Origin of the sequence: Tistrella sp., assembly GCF_002684955.1 — a bacterium.
Lineage (GTDB): Bacteria > Pseudomonadota > Alphaproteobacteria > Tistrellales > Tistrellaceae > Tistrella > Tistrella mobilis.
Genome location: NZ_NYWI01000034.1, coordinates 242,015 through 260,150 on the forward strand (window position 1 = coordinate 242,015; position 18,136 = coordinate 260,150).

Genomic DNA, 18,136 nt, shown 5'->3' on the forward strand with positions numbered 1-18,136 from the left:
GTCAGGCCTCCCCGCGGAAGACGTCGGTGGGGGTGTGGACCGTGCGGGTGCGCTTCGCCCCGAACAGGTCGACACCGCTGGTGCCGCCCGAACAGCCATTGCCGAACGAGAAGCCGCAGGAGCCGCGGACGTCATAGGCGTCCTCGCCGATCTCGCGATGGCTGGTCGGGATCACGAAGCGGTCTTCGTAATTCGCGATCGCCATGATCCGGTACATGTCCTCGATCAGCGCACCGTTCAGCCCGACCGAGCGGGCCAGCGCCTCGTCGCGCACGCCGTCGATGGTCTTGGCGCGCATATAGCCGCGCATGGCCAGCATGCGCTTCAGCGCCGTGATCCCCGGCTGTTCGCGGCCGGCGGTCAGCAGGTTGGCGAGATAGCGCACGGGGATGCGCAGCGACGAGACATCGGGCATCTGGCCGTCCATGCCGATCCGGCCGGCATCGGCGGCGGACTGGATCGGCGACAGCGGCGGCACGTACCAGACCATCGGCAGGGTCCGGTATTCGGGGTGGAGCGGGAAGGCGATCTTCCAGTCCATCGCCATCTTCCAGACCGGCGAATGCCGCGCGGCTTCGAGCCAGGCCTCGGGCACGCCGTCGCGCCGGGCCTGGGCGATCACCTCGGGGTCGTTCGGGTCCAGGAAGATCGACAGCTGCGCCTCGTAGAGATCGCCCTCGTCGGGTGTCGCCGCCGCGGCCTCGATCCGGTCGGCGTCATAGAGCAGCACCCCCAGATAGCGGATGCGGCCGACGCAGGTTTCGGAGCAGACGGTCGGCTGGCCCGCCTCGATGCGCGGATAGCAGAAGACGCATTTCTCGGATTTGCCCGAAGACCAGTTGTAATAGATCTTCTTGTAGGGGCAGCCCGAGACGCACATCCGCCAGCCGCGGCATTTTTCCTGGTCGATCAGGACGATGCCGTCCTCGTCGCGCTTGTAGATCGCGCCCGAGGGGCAGGCGGCGACGCAGGTCGGGTTCAGGCAGTGTTCGCAAAGCCGGGGCAGATACATCATGAAGGTGTTCTCGAAGGCCCCGTAGATCTCCTTCTCCACCTCGGCGAAGTTGTAGTCGGCCGACCGCCTGGCGAATTCGCCGCCCAGGATCTCTTCCCAGTTCGGCCCCCAGACGATCTTCTCCATCCGCTCGCCCGTCACCAGAGAGCGCGGCCGCGCGGTGGGCGAGGCCTGCACCTCGCCCGCAGTCTGGAGATGGCCATAGTCGAAATCGAACGGTTCGTAATAGTCGTCGATCTCGGGCAGGTCGGGGTTGGCGAAGATCTTGGCCAGCACCCGCCATTTGGCGCCCATGCGCGGCCGTATGCGGCCGTCGGAGGTGCGGGTCCAGCCGCCGTTCCAGCGCTTCTGGTTCTCCCAGTCCTTGGGATAGCCGATGCCCGGCTTGGTCTCGACATTGTTGAACCAGGCGTATTCCACGCCCTCGCGGTTCGTCCACACGTTCTTGCAGGTCACCGAACAGGTGTGGCAGCCGATGCATTTGTCCAGATTGAGGACCATGCCGACCTGTGCTCTGACTTTCATTCCGCCGCCTCCTCACGATACGGCCCTTCCAGCCAGTCGATCTTGTCCAGCCGCCGGACGACAACGAATTCGTCGCGGTTGGAGCCGACCGTGCCGTAGTAATTGAAGCCGTAAGACTGCTGCACATAGCCGCCGATCATGTGTGTCGGCTTGGTGATGGCGCGGGTCACCGAGTTGTGGATGCCGCCGCGCTGGCCGGTGACCTTCGATCCCGGCGTATTCACGATCTTTTCCTGGGCGTGGTACATATACAGCGTGCCCTGCTTCATGCGCTGGGACACGACCGCCCGCGCGACCAGCGCGCCATTGGCGTTGTAGACCTCCACCCAGTCGTTGTCGGTGATGCCGGCCCGGGCGGCATCGGTCTCGGACATCCAGACCACCGGCCCGCCGCGATTGAGCGTCAGCATCAGCAGATTGTCGGAATAGGTGGAGTGGATGCCCCATTTCTGGTGCGGGGTGATGAAGTTCAGCACCACCTGCGGCGTGCCGTCATCCTTCTCGCGGATCACCGGATCGATCGACCGGGTGTCGATCGGCGGCCGGTAGAGGCAGAAGCCCTCGCCGAAGGCCCGCATCCAGAGATGATCCTGGTAGAGCTGCTGACGGCCGGTCAGCGTGCGCCAGGGGATCAGCTCGTGGACATTGGTATAGCCGGCGTTGTAGCAGACGCTTTCCGACTCGATGCCCGACCAGGTGGGCGACGAGATGATCTTGCGCGGCTGGGCGACGATGTCGCGGAAGCGGATCTTCTCGTCTTCCTTGGGCAGGGCCAGATGGGCATGGTCGCGGCCGGTGGCCTTCGACAGCGCTTCCCAGGCCTTCACCGCCACCTCGCCATTGGTCTCGGGCGCCAGCATCAGGATGACTTCGGTCGCGTCGATATCGGTCTCGATCCGCGGCCGTCCGGCCGTGCTGCGGCCCTCGGGCCAGGTGCCGTTCAGCCGGCCCAGCGCCTCGACCTCGTGGCTGGTCTTCCAGCCGATGCCCTTGCCGCCATTGCCGAGCGTGTCCATCAACGGCCCGAGGGCGGTGAAGCGGTCATAGAGCCCCGGATAGTCGCGCTCCACCACCGCGATCTGCGGCGCGGTGCGGCCGGGTTCCGGCTTAGCACCCGCACGCTTCCAGTCATGCACGTCGAAGGGCTGGGCCATTTCGCCGGCGGTGTCGTGCAGGATCGGCGTCAGCACGACATCGGTTTCCACCCCCAACACCTCGGGCGCCACTTTCGAGAAGGCGCGCGCCAGGCCCTTGAAGATCTCCCAGTCGCTCCGCGCCTCCCAGGCCGGATCGGCGGCGGCCGACAGCGGGTGGATGAAGGGATGCATGTCCGAGGTGTTGAGGTCGTTCTTCTCGTACCAGGTGGCGGTGGGCAGAACGATGTCGGAATAGACGCAGGTGGTCGACATGCGGAAGTCGAGCGTGACCAGCAGGTCGAGCTTGCCTTCGGGCGCCCGGTCGTGCCACGCCGCCTCGGTCGAGCGCCGCCGGCCCTCTTCGCCCAGATCCTTGCCGAGCACGCCATGCGAGGTGCCGAGCAGGTGCTTCAGGAAGTATTCATGGCCCTTGCCCGACGAGCCGAGCAGGTTGGAGCGCCAGACGAACAGGTTGCGCGGCCAGTTCTCGGGCGCATCCGGATCTTCGGCCGACATCTTCAGCGAGCCGTCGGCCAGGCCGTCGACGATGTAGTCTTTGACCCCCCGGCCGGCCTTGCCTGCGGCGGCGGCGAGCGTCAGCGGGTTGGTGGCGAGCTGGGGGGCCGACGGCAGCCAGCCCATGCGCTCGGCGCGGATGTTGTAGTCGATCAGGCTGCCTGCCCAGTCGCCCTCAGGCGCCGTCGGCGACAGGATCGAGGCGACGTCGAGCGTTTCATAGCGCCACTGATCGGTATGGGCATAGAAGAAGGACGTGCCGTTCATCTGCCGCGGCGGCCGGTTCCAGTCCAGCCCGAAGGCGAGCGGCAGCCAGCCGGTCTGCGGCCTGAGCTTTTCCTGGCCGACATAATGGCTCCAGCCGCCGCCGGACTGGCCGATGCAGCCGCACATGATCAGGAGATTGATGATCCCCCGATAGTTCATGTCCATGTGGTACCAGTGGTTCAGCCCGGCGCCCAGGATGACCATCGACCGGCCATTGGTCTTTTCGGCATTGCGGGCGAATTCGCGCGCCACCGTGATGATATGGCCGCGCGGCACGCCGGTGATGCGCTCCGCCCAGGCGGGGGTATAGGGCTCGTTCAGATCGTAGTCGCGGGCGACACTGGCGCCGCCCAGGCCGCGATCCAGGCCGTAATTGGCGACCAGCAGGTCGAAGACGGTGGCGACCAGCGCCTCGCCGTCGGCCAGCCGCACCCGCCGCGCCGGCACCCGGCGGTCCAGCACGTCGGCATGATCGGTGCCTTCGAAATGGTCGTGCTTGCGGTTGCCGAAATAGGGGAAGCCGACCTCGACCACCTCGTCATACAGCGGGCCTGCCAGCAGGGTCATCACCGGTTCGATCTCGCGGCCCCGGCCGTCGCGCGGCTCCAGGTTCCAGCGGCCGGCATCCCCCCAGCGGAAGCCGGCGGAGCCCTGCGGCACCACGATCTCTCCCGAGCGGCGGTCGAGTGCCACCGTCTTCCACTCGGTATTCGCCGTCTCGCCCAGACCGCCTTCGAAATCCGAGGCGCGCAGCAGCCGGCCCGGAACCAGCCGGTCGCCGCGGCGCTCCAGCCGCACCAGCATCGGCATGTCGGTGTAGCGCCGGCAATAGTCCTCGAAATAGGGCGTGGTGCGGTCCAGATGGAATTCGCGCAGCACCACATGGCCCAGCGCCATGGCCAGCGCCGCATCGGTGCCCTGCTTGGGGTGCAGCCAGAGATCGGCGAATTTGGCCGCCTCGGAATAGTCGGGCGAGACCACCACCGATTTGGCGCCCTTATAGCGCACCTCGGTATAGAAATGGGCGTCGGGCGTGCGGGTCTGGGGCACGTTCGATCCCCAGAGCATCAGGAAGCCGGCATTGTACCAGTCGGCCGATTCCGGCACGTCGGTCTGCTCGCCCCAGGTCATCGGCGAGGCCGGCGGCAGGTCGCAATACCAGTCGTAGAACGACAGGCACACCCCGCCCAGCAGCGACAGATAGCGCGAGCCCGCAGCGTAGGAGACCATCGACATCGCCGGGATCGGCGAGAAGCCGATCACCCGGTCGGGGCCATGGGCCTTGACGGTGTGGGCATTGGCGGCGGCGATGATCTCGTTCACCTCCTCCCAGTCGGCCCGCACGAAGCCGCCCAGGCCGCGGAGCTTCGTGTAAGAGGCGCGGGCCGCCGGGTCGTTCACGATCGAGGCCCAGGCCGCCACCGGCGGCAGGCTGGCGCGGGCGGCGCGCCAGGCCTTGAGCAGCCGGCCGCGGATCAGCGGATGCTTCACCCGGTTGGCCGAATACATGTACCAGCTGTAGCTGGCGCCGCGCGAACAGCCGCGGGGTTCGTGGTTGGGCAGGTCGGGCCGGGTGCGGGGATAGTCGGTCTGCTGGGTTTCCCAGGTGACGATGCCGCCCTTGACGTAGATCTTCCACGAGCACGAACCCGTGCAGTTCACGCCATGGGTGGAGCGCACGATCTTGTCGTGCTGCCAGCGCTTGCGATAGGCGTCTTCCCAGGCGCGGCTTTCGGTGGTGGTGACGCCGTGGCCGTTCGAGAACCGGCCGACGGTCTTCTCTGACAGGAAGTTGAGGCGGTCGAGGAGATGGCTCATCGGGACGAATTCCTTGCGTGCGGCGGCTCAGCAGCGCACCGGGGCGTTCTTCCGGGTGTAGAAGAACCAGGTGACGGCGACGCAGGTGACGTAGAAGCCGAGGAAGCCCAGAAGTGCCGCTTCGGCACCGCCGGTGATGGCGATCGAGCTGCCATAGGCTTTGGGGATGAAGAAGGCGCCATAGGCGGCGATGGCCGAGGTGAAGCCGATGATCGCGGCGGATTCGCGTTCGGCCTGGCGCAACCGCTCTGCCGGGGCGAGGCTGGCCGGGGCGGTGCGGTCGATCACCGTGCGCATGATCACGGGGATCATCTGGAAGGTGGAGGCGTTGCCGATGCCGGTCGCGAAGAACAGCACCATGAACATCGCGAAGAAGCCCCAGAACGCGCCCGGCTGATCCTTCATGTCCAGGAACCAGACGACGCCGGCCGTGCCTGCGATCATCAGCACGAAGGTCCAGAGGGTGACCCGGCCGCCGCCGAAGCGGTCGGAGATCCAGCCGGTGCCGGCCCGCGACAATGCGCCGACCAGCGGGCCCAGGAAGACGAACTGCAGCGCGTCGATTTCGGGGAACTGGGTGCGGGTGAGCAGGGGGAAGGCGGCGGCATAGCCGATGAACGAACCGAAGGTACCGGTATAGAGCCAGCACATGATCCAGGTGTGCGAGCGGCCGAAGATCGCGGCCTGATCGCGGAACGAGGCCCTGGCCGAGGCGATGTCGTTCATGCCGAACCAGGCGGCGACGGTCGCGACCAGGATGAAGGGCACCCAGACGAAGCCGGCATTCTGCAGCCACAGCGCCTCGCCCGCCGCGGTCGGCCGGGCATCGCCGCCCATGGCGCCGAACACGCCCATGGTGATGACCAGCGGCACCAGGAACTGCATCACGCTGACGCCCAGATTGCCGAGCCCGGCATTGAGGGCGAGGGCGTTGCCCTTCTCGCTCTTCGGGAAGAAGAAGCTGATATTGGCCATCGACGAGGCGAAGTTGCCGCCACCGAAGCCGCAGAGCAGGGCAAGGACCAGGAAGATCAGATAGGGGGTTTCGGGGTTCTGCACGGCATAGCCGATGCCGAAGGCCGGGATCAGCAGCGACGCGGTGGAGAGCGTGGTCCACAGCCGTCCGCCGAAGACCGGTACCATGAAGGCGTAGAAGATCCGGAGCGTGGCGCCCGACAGGCCGGGCAGGGCGGCGAGCCAGAACAGCTGTTCGGTCGAATAGGCGAAACCGATCGCCGGCAGCTTGGCCACCACCATGCTCCACACCATCCAGACCGCGAAGGCGAGCAGCAGGCAGGGAATGGAGATCCAGAGATTGCGCCGGGCAATGCGCCGGCCGGTGGTCTTCCAGAAATCCGGATCTTCCGGCCGCCAGTCCTCGATCACCCGGCTGGTCTGGGCGCGCTGGGCGGGCCCGTGGATTTCGCGCATTTCCGGCAGCTCGGGCAGGGCGTCGAGTTCGGTGGCGAGCGCCTGGCGCTCCATCTGCCGGATCGAGAGATGCATCCAGACGAAGGCGACCGCGACGATCGCGAACAGCAGCATGAAGCAGCTGGTCCAGATGCCCGTCAGGTCGAGCATCACGCCGAAGGTGAGCGGCAGGATGAAGCCGCCCAGGCCGCCGATCAGGCCGACCAGGCCGCCGACCGCGCCGACATTGTCCGGATAGTAGACGGGGATGTGCTTGTAGACCGCCGCCTTGCCCAGCGACATGAAGAAGCCCAGCACGAAGATCAGGATCACGAAGGGCACGAGGCCCATGCTGGTGGAAAAGGCGATCGGGCCGGCCAGACCGTGGATGACGTAGTCGGTCGGCGGATAGGACAGCATGAAGGTGACGATGACCGAGACCCCGAAGGTCCAGTACATGATCGTGCGCGCGCCCTTGCGGTCCGACAGATGGCCGCCATAGGCCCGGAAGACGCTGGCCGGCACGGAATAGAAGGCGGCGAGCATGCCGGCGGTCTTGATGTCGAGCCCGTAGACGCCCACCAGATAATGCGGCAGCCACAGCGCCAGCGACACGAAGGCCCCGAAGACGAAGAAGTAGTAGAGCGCGAACCGCCAGACCTGCAGCCGCTTCAGCGGCGCCAGTTCCAGAAAGGCGCTGCGCGGCCGTTCGCCCCGCGCACGGCGGGCGACGGTTTCAGGATCGTCGGCCGTGGTCAGCCAGAACACCACCGCCATCACCGCCAGCGCCGCCGCCCAGACCAGGGCGACCGTGGTCCAGCCGAAGGCGACCATCACGAAGGGGGCGACGAATTTGGTCACCGCCGCGCCGACATTGCCGGCACCGAAGATGCCGAGCGCCGTGCCCTGGCGGCCGCGCGGATACCATTTGGAGACATAGGCGACGCCGACCGCGAAGGTGCCGCCGGCGAGGCCCACGCCGAGGGCGGCCAGCAGCATGGTTTCGTAGCTGTCGGCCAGCGAGAGCAGGGCGGTCGCCGCCGCCGCCGCCAGCATGGTCAGCGCAAAGACGGTGCGCCCGCCATACTGGTCGGCCCAGACGCCCAGCACGATGCGCACCAGCGACCCGGTCAGGATGGGGGTGCCGGCGAGGAGGCCGAACTGGGTATCGGTCAGCCCCAGCTCCTGCTGGATGCGGATTCCGATGATCGAGAAGATCGTCCAGACGGCAAAGGATGTGGTGAAAGCCAGAGTACTCATGCCGAGTATCCGGCCCGCCTGTTTCGGGACGGGGGTGCCGGGTGCCTGCATCGAAGTCATCCACCTGGATTGGCAGGCCATCCGTGGCCCGCATGTGGGGATGCGCCGACGTTAGGCCCCGTATCCGGATCGAATGTTGATCCAGATCAAGAAGCGTGGCTTCATGTTCCGAAATAAATTGCCCTTATGATTATGAAGGACTGGAAATTGATTGTCGTGGTTCTGTGATTTACAGGCGCGCATCCCCGCGGTATATGTCCGTCAAAGCAGGGCTTGATAAAAATCAAGAGGACCGTCATGCGAGCGAATGACCTGCCGGAGGTGCGTGCGCTGCCGCTGTTCCGGAGCATGGAACCGGAGAACTTCTCCGAGCTGATGAACGCGGCCTATCTGCAACGCTTCCCCCGCCAGGTCGATCTGATCTTCGAGGGGGAGCCGGCGGATTTCCTGTACATCGTGGTCGAAGGCTGCGTGGAGCTGTTCAGCCGCCATGCCGCGCGCGAGACCACGCTCGCCATGGTCCGGCCGGTCAGATCCTTCATCCTGGCGGCGGTGATCCGCGACGCGGTCTATCTGATGTCGGCCCGCACCACCGAAGTGTCGCGCCTGCTGATGATCCCGTCCGAGAACATCCGCGCGGCCTTTGAAAAGGATGCCGCCTTCGCCCGCGCCATCGTCACCGAACTCGCGGTGGGGTTCCGGACCATGGTCAAGGAATACAAGGCCTTGAAGCTGCGGTCGGGCACCGAGCGGCTGGCGGCGCGGCTGCTGATCCAGAACGACGCCCAGGGCGCCACCGGCCGTGTGGTCCTGCCCTATGACAAGAAGACGCTCGCCTCGCTTCTGGGCATGACGCCCGAAAACCTGTCGCGCAGCTTCGCGGCCCTGAAGAAATACGGGGTCGGGGTCGACGGCAACACCATCGACATCACCGACATCGAGGCGGTGAAGCGGTTCTGCCGGCCAAGCGTGCTGATCGACGTCGACGAGGATATCTTCTGACGGCTGCGCGGCGCGTCCGCCCGTCAGCCTTTCCCCGCGCCGGGCCCCGCTGCCCCTGCCGCCAAAGCGGCGTGATAGCCCTGCATGGCCTCGGTGGCTGCCGCATTCAGCTCCTGCAGCCGCTTCAGCGTCGCCTCGACCGCCGCGGGATCGGCATCGGGCGCTTCCTGCAGGCTGCGCAGCGTCGCCACCGCCGTCTGAAGCTCCCGGTTCAGGGCGTCCAGCCGCTGCCGCCAGGTCTCGATCTCCGCAGCTGGCGCGGGTTTGGCGGCGGGTGCCGCCTCGGGCGCCGAGGCCGGCCTCTCGGCCGGGGCTTCTGGCGCCGGCTGTGCCGTGCTCTCGAAGCCGCCGAAGCCGCGCAGCGTGCCGGCGGCAGCCTGGCGCCAGGCCTCCATCGCCGGGGCTGCTGCCGCCGCCATGGCCATGGCGGCGGCCCCCATCCGGGCCGGATCGGGCAGGCCGCCGGGGGCCGCGGTCATGGCGTCGAACATCGCCTTGTTGGCGGCAAGGCCGCGGGTCCAGGCATCCTGCATGCCGGCACCGGAGAGGTTCATGGGCATCAGCGCCGGCCAGCCCAGATCGCGGCGCAGGGCCTCGGCCTCGTCGGCGGACAGCCGGCCGGCGTAGAAATCCTGCAGCCGGCGCGCCTTCTCCATCCAGTCGATCATGATGCGGACCTTTCCTTCCCGATGGTCTTGGGCATAGTCGTGCCAGACCCGCATCATGCCCGCGGCCGGCCGCGGATGCCACTCCGGAAGGTCGGATGCCGCGGGCCAGCCCCCATGGATCAGGTTCCGCAGATCAGGCGGATCGCAGCCTCGGCCAGCGGTGTGCCGGGCGTGCCCAGCCGGCGGGCAATGTCGAAATGGTTGCAGTCCTCCATGGCCACGAACCGGCCCGGATGGCCATGACCGGTCCAGGCGGCCAGATAGTCGTCGGTCTGGCGCTTGAATTCGGCCGTTTCCGATCCGCCGTAAGAGACGATCAGCGGGCAACCATCGGCCGGATCGGTGGGCAGCAGATGCAGCGGGCTCAACCGTCGGGCGCGGGGCGCATCCAGCCCCAGCCAGTCGTTGACCCGGCCGAGCCGCACCGGCTCCAGGTCGTAAAGCCCGCTCAGCGACACCGCGCCCTTGATCACGTCCTGCGGCAGCCCCGCCTCAGCCCGCCAGCCGTCTGCGGCAAGCAGCATGCCGGTCAGATGCCCGCCGGCCGAAGAGCCGCCGACGAAGATCCGGTTGGCATCCAGGCCCTGCGCGGCGGCGTTGTGGTGGATCCAGCCGACCGCCGCCCGGGTCTGGCGGGTGATCTCTTCCAGCGCCGCCGCCGGGGCAAGGGTGTAGTCGATCACCGCGACGCTGATCCCGGCCGCCACCAGCGCCGGGGCGACGAAGGCGTTTTCCTGTTTGGAAAGCGCCCGCCAATAGCCGCCATGCACCCAGACGAACACCGGATGCGGCCCCGGCCCCGCGGCCGGGTAGAGGTCGAGCGCCGAACCCGAGGCCGGATCGAAGACCAGATCGGCGCGCCGGTCGAGGGTCGTCATCGCGGCCACACTGTCTTCGGCATAGGCCCGGGCCTCGGCCTCGTAATCGGCGACGGTGGCGCGGGCATCATACTGATGGTCCAGGCCTGCGCGGTCGAAGCCGCGCCAGAGGCGGTCGGTGGGCGTAAGGGTGGTCAAGATCCGGTCTCCGCAAACAGGCGGTCGGCCCAGACGGGCCGGTCGAGCTGGAACATGTCGGTGCCGGCGCGGTCATACCAGCCGGCGCCGTGCATGCGCGCGACCAGGCCCAGCCGTTCGGTGGCGAAATGGCAGCGGCCGGCATCGAGCACGGCATCGTCGCGGACATGCGCGGCCAGCACCTCGCCGACCACCAGCATCTGCGACGGGCCGGTGGCGATGGCGGCGCGGCTGACGCATTCGAAGGCGACCGGAGCATCCACCAGCCGCGGCAGCCCGGTCTTCGTGCCGGGGGTGGTGGCGAGACCCGCGAGCGCAATCTCGTCCACCCCGGGCGGCGCGTCGATGCAGGTCAGGTTCATCGCCGGTGCCAGATCTTCCGAGACCAGGTGGACGATGAAAGCACCCCCTGCGACGATGTTCGCCGCCGTGTCTTTCAGCGTGCCGTCGGGGCGGGCCAGGATGCCCAGCGCCACCACCGGCGGGTTCGATCCCATCACGTTGAAGAAGCTGTAGGGGGCGGCATTGGCGGTGCCGTCGGCGGCCCGGCTGGTCACCCAGGCGATCGGCCGCGGCACCACGGTCGAGGCCAGTACCTTGTAGCGGTGGGCGGTGTCGAGCGTTGCGAAATCGAACTCCATCCGATCCGTCCCTCAGAGCCCGCCGTCGCGGCGCAGCACCGCGGGCTTCGCCGCCGTGTCGACCTCCAGCCGGAAGATGTCGGGGCGGGCGTAATGGCCGGTGGCATCGAAATCATACTTGCCGCGCAGGATCTCCGCCGGGTCGATCCGGGCGGTGAGCACCGTCTCGCCCTCGAAATCCGGCCCGGCCAGAACCTGGCCGAGCGGCCCCACGATCGCGCTGCCGCCGCGCATCAGCACGGTTTCGGGATCGTCACCCAGCGCGCAGTCATAATCGGCGGGATAGGCGCCGCGGCGGATGAACTGGCAGGCGGTGAGCACGAAGCAGCGGCCTTCGAGCGCGATATGACGCATGGAGGAGAGCCAGCTGTCGCGATCGTCTGCGGTGGGGGCACAGTAGAGCGTCACGCCCTGCGCGTACATGTGCATGCGCAGCGCCGGCATGTAGTTCTCCCAGCAGATCACCGCACCGACCGTGCCGAGGCGGGTTGGCACCGCCTCCATGGTCGAGCCGTCGCCGAAGCCCCAGATCAGCCGTTCGGCCGCGGTCGGCATCAGCTTGCGGTGCCGGCCGGCCAGCCCGTGCGCGCCGTCGAAGGTGAGCGCCGTGCAGTAGAGCGTGCCGCCGTCGCGCTCGATCACGCCCAGCACCACCACCATGCCGGTTTCCGCCGCGGCCTCGGCCACCAGCGCCAGTTCGGGGCCGTGAAGGTCGATGGCAGCCTCGTGATAGCGACGGAAGGCTTCGCGGCCCTCGGGCAGGCGCATGCCGACCGGCGTCGAGAAGCTGGCGCCCTTGGGATAGCCGCCGATACAGGCTTCGGGGAAGACCAGCAGGGCGACGCCGCTACCTGCGGCGCGGCGGATGTTGGCTGCGACCTTCGCGGCCGAGGCCATGGGATCGAAGGGATCGGCGCCGATCTGGGCGACGCCGGCCAGGAAGGGAAGGGGAGAGGACATCGGCAAAGGCTCCGTCAGAGGCCGAGATGGCGATGGGCGAGATCGGGTTCCTGTGCGAGCGCCTCAGGGGAGCCCGCCCAGACCACGCGGCCCTTCTCGATCAGGTGATGGCGGTCGACCAGGCGGGCCATCTCCTTCAGGTTCTTGTCGATCACCAGAATGGTCTGGCCCTCGGCCTTCAGCCGGCCGAGACAGGCCCAAATTTCCTGGCGGATGATCGGCGCCAGCCCCTCGGTCGCTTCGTCCAGGATCAGCAGGCGGGGGTTGGTGAGCAGCGCGCGGCCGATCGCCAGCATCTGCTGTTCGCCGCCCGACAGCGTGCGCGCCGATTGCCGGCGGCGTTCCTGCAGGCGCGGGAACAGGCCGAAGACATCGGCCAGGCCCCAGCGGGTCCCGGCGCCGCGGCGGGCGGTGGCGACCAGGTTTTCTTCCACCGACAGCGAGGCGAAGACCCGCCTTCCTTCCGGCACCAGGCCGATGCCGGCGCGGGCAATGCGGTTGGGGGCGCGGCCGGCGATGTCGGCGCCGTCGAAGCCGATCCGGCCGCGGCGCACCGGCAGCAGGCCCATCAGCGTGTTGACCGTGGTGGTCTTGCCCATGCCGTTGCGGCCGACCAGCGAGACGACCTCGCCCTCTTCGGCCGCCAGCGTCATGCCGAACAGCACCTGCGAGCGGCCATAGCCGGCTTCCAGACCATCGACCTTCAGCATCAGACACCGTCTCCCAGATAGGCGGCCCGCACCTCGGGATGGGCGCGGACCTCGTCGGGCGTGCCGGTGAACAGGGTGCGGCCATAGACCAGCACCGTCACCCGATCTGCCAGCGCGAAGACCGCATCCATGTCGTGTTCGACCAGCAGGATGGCATAGCGGCCCTTCAGCCCCTGCAGGATCCGGGTCATCTGCCGGCTCTCTTCGGGGCCGAGCCCGGCCATCGGCTCGTCCAGCAGCAGCAGTGACGCCTCGGCGGCCAGCGCCACCGCCAGTTCCAGCTGCCGGCATTCGCCATGGGCGAGATCCGCCACCACCTCATCGGCGCGGTGACCCAGGCCGACCGCGGTGAGGTGGGTCATCGCCGGCTCGCGCAGGCTCCGGTCCTGCCGGGCCGATCCGAAACAGCGCCAGTTGCCGCCCTGCCGGGCCTGGATCGCCATGGCGACATTGTCGAGGGCGGTAAAATCGGTGAACAGCTGGGTGATCTGGAACGACCGCGCCAGCCCCTGGCCGGCCCGGGCATGGGCGGCCATGCGGGTGACGTCGCGGCCGTCGATCAGGATCCGGCCCTGATCGGGGAAGATCTCGCCGGCGATCTGGGAAATCAGCGTGGTCTTGCCGGCGCCGTTCGGGCCGATCAGGGCGTGCAGCTCGCGCGGGCGCACCTCCAGATCGACACCGGCCGTGGCGGCGACGGCGCCGAAACGCTTGTGCAGCCCCTCGATCATCAGCCGGGGCAGTTCGGCTGCGGTGGCGTCAGTCATGGGACCTCTCCCCCACCAGGAAACCATACAGGCCGCGGCGGGCGAACAGCACCACCGCCACCAGCACCGGCCCCATCACCAGCATCCAGTGTTCGGTCCAGATCGCCAGCAGCTGTTCCAGGCCCAGGAACACCGCAGCGCCGATCACCGGCCCGAACAGCGTGCCGACCCCGCCCAGGATCACGATCGACATGAATTCGCCCGATTTGGACCAGGCGGCCATGTCGGGGCTGACATAGAGCGCGTAATTGGCCCAGAGCACGCCGGCAAAGCCGGTGCCGGCACCCGAGATCACGAAAGCGGCCAGGCGGTGCGGCAGCGGCGCGAAGCCCAGATTGACCGCCCGGCGCTCGTTCTGCTTCAGCCCGCGCAGCACCATGCCGAAACGCGACCCCACCAGCCGCCGGCAGAGCAGCAGCCAGCCGGCAAGGACGGCGAGGCAGAGATAGTAGAAGACCGTCGGGTCGGAGAGGTCGATCCCCGGCAGGGTGTTGCGCTCCATGATCAGCAGCCCGTCATCGCCGCCATAGACCTCCAGCGAGACCAGCATGAAATAGACCATCTGGCCGAAGGCGAGGGTGATCATGATGAACTGCACGCCCTGGGTGCGCAGCGACAGGGCGCCGATGATCAGGGCCAGCAGGGCCGACAGGCCGATCGCGACCGGCCAGACCACCAGTGCCGAATTGCTGGTGGCAATCCCGAAGATCGTGCCGGTTTCGGCGGCGTGATGGGCAATGATGCCGACCACATAGCCGCCCAGCCCGAAGAAGGCGGCATGGCCGAAGCTGATCAGCGCGCCATAGCCCATCACCAGATCCAGCGCCACCGCGGCGATGGCATAGATCAGGAAGCGGGTGAACAGGCTGACGACGAAGGGGTCGCCGACCGCGGCGGCGACAAGCGGCATGGCGGCGAAGACGGCAAGGCCCAGGCCATGGACCACCAGCCGCCGCCCGGGGCCCGGGCGGGGTGCGGTCGCCGCTGCCGCGCTATGGGTAAGGCTGTCGGACATGGGGATGCCTTCCTATCCTCGGGCGGGCAGCAGGCCGCGCGGCCGCACAAGCAGGATCGCCGCCATGGCGACATAGATGCTGGCGGAGACCAGCCCGGCCGCGAGCGTGCTCGCGATCTCGGGCGGCAGCAATTCGTAGAGGGTGATCGGGATATAGGCCCGGCCCAGGCTGTCGATCATGCCGACGATCAGCGCACCCACGGCCGCACCGCGCACGGATCCGACCCCGCCGACCACGATGACCACGAAAGTGGTGATCAGGATGCGCTCGCCCATGCCGATCTCGACCGCGAGCAGGGGTGCCGTCATCACGCCGGCAAGACCGCAGAGCACCGCGCCCAGCGCGAAGACCAGGCTGAACAGCCGGCGGATGTCGACCCCCAGCGCATCGACCATCGCCCGGTCATCGGCACCGGCGCGGATCAGCATGCCGATCCGGGTGCGGGTGATCAGCAGCCAGAGCCCGATGGCGACCAGGGCGCCGACCAGGATGAAGGCGAGGCGCACCACCGGATAGGCGAGATCGGGCAGCAGGGTGACGGTGCCGGTCAGGAAGGACGGGATGTCCATGAAGGGCGGCGTGCGGCCGAAAACCACGCTCACCAGTTCATTGGTGAACAGGATCATGCCGAAGGTGGCGAGCACCTGGTCAAGATGGTCGCGGGCATAGAGCCGGCGGATGACGACCAGCTCCATCACCAGCCCGTACAGCCCGGCGCCGACCAGCGCCGCCAGCACCGCCGCGGCGAAGGATCCGGTGGCGGTTGCGGCATAGGCGGCGCAGAAGGCGCCGACCATGTAGAACGAGCCATGGGTGAGGTTGATCACCCCCATGATCCCGAAGATCAGGGTGAGACCCGAGGCGAGCAGGAACAGCATCGCGCCGTATTGCAGACCATTCAGGATCTGCTCGATCAGCAGCGTGGACATGGGCCCTTCCGCATGCGAGAGGAAGTGCGGCGGCGGCGCAAGGCACCGCCGCCCGGTCGTCCGGTGCCGGACGTCATATCGTCACATCTTGCACTCGGCGGCATAGGCGTCCTGCATGGCGGTCGCCACCTTGCGCACCACCGTATCGGCCAGCTGGCCGTCGGCGCCGCGCTCCACCCGCATCAGATACCAGTCCAGGATCGGGTGCTGGTTCTGGGCGAAGGCGAAGCTGCCGCGCACCGAGGTGAAGTCGGCGGCCTTGAGTGCGGTGCGGAACGCGTCCTGCTTCTCGATGTCGCCATCGACCTTGTCGAGCCCGGAGGCGATCAGCTTCGCGGTGTCGTAGGCCTGGGCGGCATAGATGGTCGGCTTGCGGCCATAGGTCGTCTCGAAGGCGGCGACGAAATCCTTGTTGGCGGCGTTGTCGAGCCCGGCGCTCCAGTTGCTGGCGATGTAATAGCCCTCCGCCGCATCGCCGGTGGCCGCCATCATCCGCGCATCCATCGAGAACACCGGCAGCACCATCGGGATCTCTTTGGCGAGGCCCGAATTGGCATACTGCTTGGCGAAGTTGATGCCGGCACCGCCCGGGTGGAACTGGTAGATCGCATCCGGTGCCGCCGAACGGATCCGCGCCAGCTCCACCGAGAAATCGGTCTGGTCGAGCTTGGTGTAGATCTCGGAGACGACCTGGCCCTTGAAGGTGCGCTTGAAACCTTCCAGCGCATCGCGGCCGGCCTGGTAGTTCGGCGCCAGGATCACGACCTTCTTGTAGCCGAGTTCATTGGCGGCAAGGCCGCCGGCCTCGTGGAAATTGTCGTTCTGATACGAGGCGACGAAATAGTTCGGGTTGCAGCCGCCGCCCGCGAAGACCGAGGGGCCGGGGTTGAGGCTGACATAGAAGGCGCCGGTCTTGAGCACGGTGGGTGCGACCGCCGACAGAACGTTCGAGAAGTTGACGCCGGTGAACAGCCGGATGCCGTCGCCGGTCATGCGCTCGGCGATCTGCTTGGCATTGGCGGGCTTCAGCGCATCGTCCTCGACCACCAGCTCCACCGGCACGCCGCCGAGCTTGCCATCTTCCTGGGTGATGGCGAGTTTGAAGCCGTCGCGCTCATCCTCGCCGATATAGCCGGCGGGGGTGGAGAGCGTGGTGATGAAGCCGATCCGAAGCGGGTCGGCGGCATCGGCCGGCGCGGCGAGCAGCACGCCCGAAAGCGCGGTCGCGGCGGTCAGGCCGAGGGTGAAGGCGGTGATCCTGGTCCGCATGATGTCTGGCCTCCTGTCATGGCTTGAGACGGATGGCGCGGGCCGGCTCGTTCGCGCGGCCGGCCCTGCACCGGGTGCGGGGAGGGGAAGAGGTGAGGAAGGCGATGGGCCTGCATCCCCCAGCCGCCATTGAGGCGGCGGCCAAGGGCACGGAATGCCCGCCCGGCGAGGGACAAAAACCAGCAGCTCAGCCGGCGATGACTTGATTGCGCAGGACGCCGATCTTCTCGATATCCACTTCGACCACGTCGCCCGGCTTCAGGAACTGCGGCGGCACATAGGAAATGCCGACGCCGGCCGGCGAGCCGGTGGCGATCACGTCGCCGGGCTCCAGTGTGATGCCCGACGAGAGATGCGCGATCAGTGCCGGCACCCGGAAGATCATCTGGCGGGTGTTGCCGTCCTGCTTGGTGACGCCGTTGACGCGCAGGCCGATGCGCAGGGCATGCGGATCCTCGATCTCGTCGGCCGTCACGATCCAGGGGCCCATCGGCGCGAAGGTGTCCTGGCCCTTGGCGAAGCACCACTGGCCGCCATGGCGCAGGTCGCGCGCCGAGATGTCGTTGACGCAGGTGTAGCCGAAGACCTGATCGAGCGCGTCGCCCGGGGCCACGTCGCGGCAGCGGCGGCCGATCACCACGCCAAGCTCGCTTTCCCAGTCCAGCTGCGAGGTCTGGGCCTGGTTGTGGACGATGCTGTCCTCAGGCCCGATCACGGCGGTCGGCGGCTTGAAGAAGATCACCGGATGCGAGGGCATATCGCGATCGGTGTCCATCGTCCGGCTGCTTTCCTCGACATGCTCGGAGTAGTTGAGGCCGACGCCGATCACGCCCTTGGGCAGGCGCTGGATGGGGGCGAGCAGGCGGGTATCCGCCAGCCTGACCGTGGTGCCGGCGGGCCAGGCGCCGTCATGGGCGGCCATCAGCCGCTTCACATTGTCCAGCGCCGCGGGGCCGGCTTCGATCAGGGCGAGCATGGTCTCGGGGCAGGATTCACCCGCAGCGTCTGCCAGCGCGCAGAGGTCGACGATCAGGTCGCCGGCGACGGCACCGAGCCGCGCCGCGCCGTCCCGGTCAAAGGTGACGAGCTTCATCAGGTCCTCGAAAAGACGTCGATTGGGGGATGTGACGGAAGGGAGGGGCGGGAGAGCGGGCATGCGCCCTCCCGCGACCGGCCGCGCGGGGGCGGGCGACCGGTGGGGGAAGAGGATG

14 protein-coding genes are annotated in these 18,136 nt (G+C 67.8%); 1 reads left to right on the forward strand and 13 read right to left on the reverse strand.

Going from position 1 to position 18,136, the window contains the following annotated elements:
• Position 1 precedes the first annotated feature (1 nt).
• Genes narH through CMO28_RS11835 form a run of 3 tightly spaced genes read right to left on the reverse strand, consistent with a single transcriptional unit; the run spans position 2 to position 7,998 of the window.
• The gene (gene narH / locus CMO28_RS11825; RefSeq protein ID WP_296713662.1) at positions 2-1,540 is read right to left on the reverse strand and encodes a nitrate reductase subunit beta; all 1,539 of its coding nucleotides are present in this window, start codon (positions 1,538-1,540) and stop codon (positions 2-4) included.
• Positions 1,537-5,277: a nitrate reductase subunit alpha gene (locus tag CMO28_RS11830; protein ID WP_296713664.1), complete on the reverse strand. Its 3,741-nt coding sequence runs from the start codon at positions 5,275-5,277 to the stop codon at positions 1,537-1,539. The genes narH and CMO28_RS11830 overlap by 4 nt, the downstream gene beginning before the upstream one ends.
• A 27-nt stretch (positions 5,278-5,304) precedes the next feature.
• Positions 5,305-7,998, reverse strand: a complete 2,694-nt coding sequence (locus tag CMO28_RS11835) for an MFS transporter (protein WP_322111332.1) — start codon at positions 7,996-7,998, stop codon at positions 5,305-5,307.
• Positions 7,999-8,244: 246 nt separating this feature from the next.
• On the opposite strand from CMO28_RS11835, the gene CMO28_RS11840 reads away from it, so the two are divergent.
• Positions 8,245-8,949 carry a cyclic nucleotide-binding domain-containing protein gene (locus tag CMO28_RS11840; protein ID WP_296713667.1) on the forward strand — a complete coding sequence of 235 codons (705 nt, stop codon included), beginning with the start codon at positions 8,245-8,247 and terminating at the stop codon, positions 8,947-8,949.
• Positions 8,950-8,972: 23 nt separating this feature from the next.
• On the opposite strand, the gene CMO28_RS11845 is transcribed toward CMO28_RS11840, so the two are convergent.
• From CMO28_RS11845 to CMO28_RS11890, 10 genes are all read right to left on the reverse strand, one after another.
• Positions 8,973-9,617 (reverse strand): hypothetical protein, encoded by a 645-nt coding sequence (locus CMO28_RS11845; RefSeq protein WP_296713669.1) that lies wholly within the window; start codon positions 9,615-9,617, stop codon positions 8,973-8,975.
• A gap of 119 nt (positions 9,618-9,736) precedes the next feature.
• Entirely contained in the window at positions 9,737-10,633 is an 897-nt protein-coding gene (locus CMO28_RS11850) for an alpha/beta hydrolase (protein WP_296713671.1), read from the reverse strand.
• Positions 10,630-11,274, reverse strand: a complete 645-nt coding sequence (locus CMO28_RS11855; RefSeq protein ID WP_296713673.1) for a flavin reductase family protein — start codon at positions 11,272-11,274, stop codon at positions 10,630-10,632. Before CMO28_RS11855 ends, CMO28_RS11850 begins: the two co-directional genes overlap by 4 nt.
• A 12-nt stretch (positions 11,275-11,286) precedes the next feature.
• Positions 11,287-12,234: a carbon-nitrogen hydrolase family protein gene (locus CMO28_RS11860; protein ID WP_296713676.1), complete on the reverse strand. Its 948-nt coding sequence runs from the start codon at positions 12,232-12,234 to the stop codon at positions 11,287-11,289.
• A 14-nt stretch (positions 12,235-12,248) separates the two neighbouring features.
• Complete coding sequence (locus tag CMO28_RS11865) at positions 12,249-12,944, reverse strand: ABC transporter ATP-binding protein (RefSeq protein WP_296713678.1); 696 nt, start codon at positions 12,942-12,944, stop codon at positions 12,249-12,251.
• Positions 12,944-13,711 (reverse strand): ABC transporter ATP-binding protein, encoded by a 768-nt coding sequence (locus CMO28_RS11870; RefSeq protein ID WP_296713679.1) that lies wholly within the window; start codon positions 13,709-13,711, stop codon positions 12,944-12,946. Before CMO28_RS11870 ends, CMO28_RS11865 begins: the two co-directional genes overlap by 1 nt.
• Positions 13,704-14,726 (reverse strand): branched-chain amino acid ABC transporter permease, encoded by a 1,023-nt coding sequence (locus CMO28_RS11875; RefSeq protein ID WP_296713681.1) that lies wholly within the window; start codon positions 14,724-14,726, stop codon positions 13,704-13,706. Before CMO28_RS11875 ends, CMO28_RS11870 begins: the two co-directional genes overlap by 8 nt.
• A gap of 12 nt (positions 14,727-14,738) precedes the next feature.
• Positions 14,739-15,656, reverse strand: a complete 918-nt coding sequence (locus CMO28_RS11880) for a branched-chain amino acid ABC transporter permease (protein WP_296713683.1) — start codon at positions 15,654-15,656, stop codon at positions 14,739-14,741.
• A gap of 81 nt (positions 15,657-15,737) precedes the next feature.
• A complete protein-coding gene (locus tag CMO28_RS11885) occupies positions 15,738-16,925 on the reverse strand; it encodes an ABC transporter substrate-binding protein (RefSeq protein WP_296713685.1) in 1,188 nt (395 codons plus the stop codon).
• 187 nt (positions 16,926-17,112) lie between these two features.
• Positions 17,113-18,018, reverse strand: coding sequence for a fumarylacetoacetate hydrolase family protein (locus tag CMO28_RS11890; protein ID WP_296713687.1), 906 nt, complete (start codon positions 18,016-18,018; stop codon positions 17,113-17,115).
• Between the last annotated feature and the right edge of the window lie 118 nt (positions 18,019-18,136).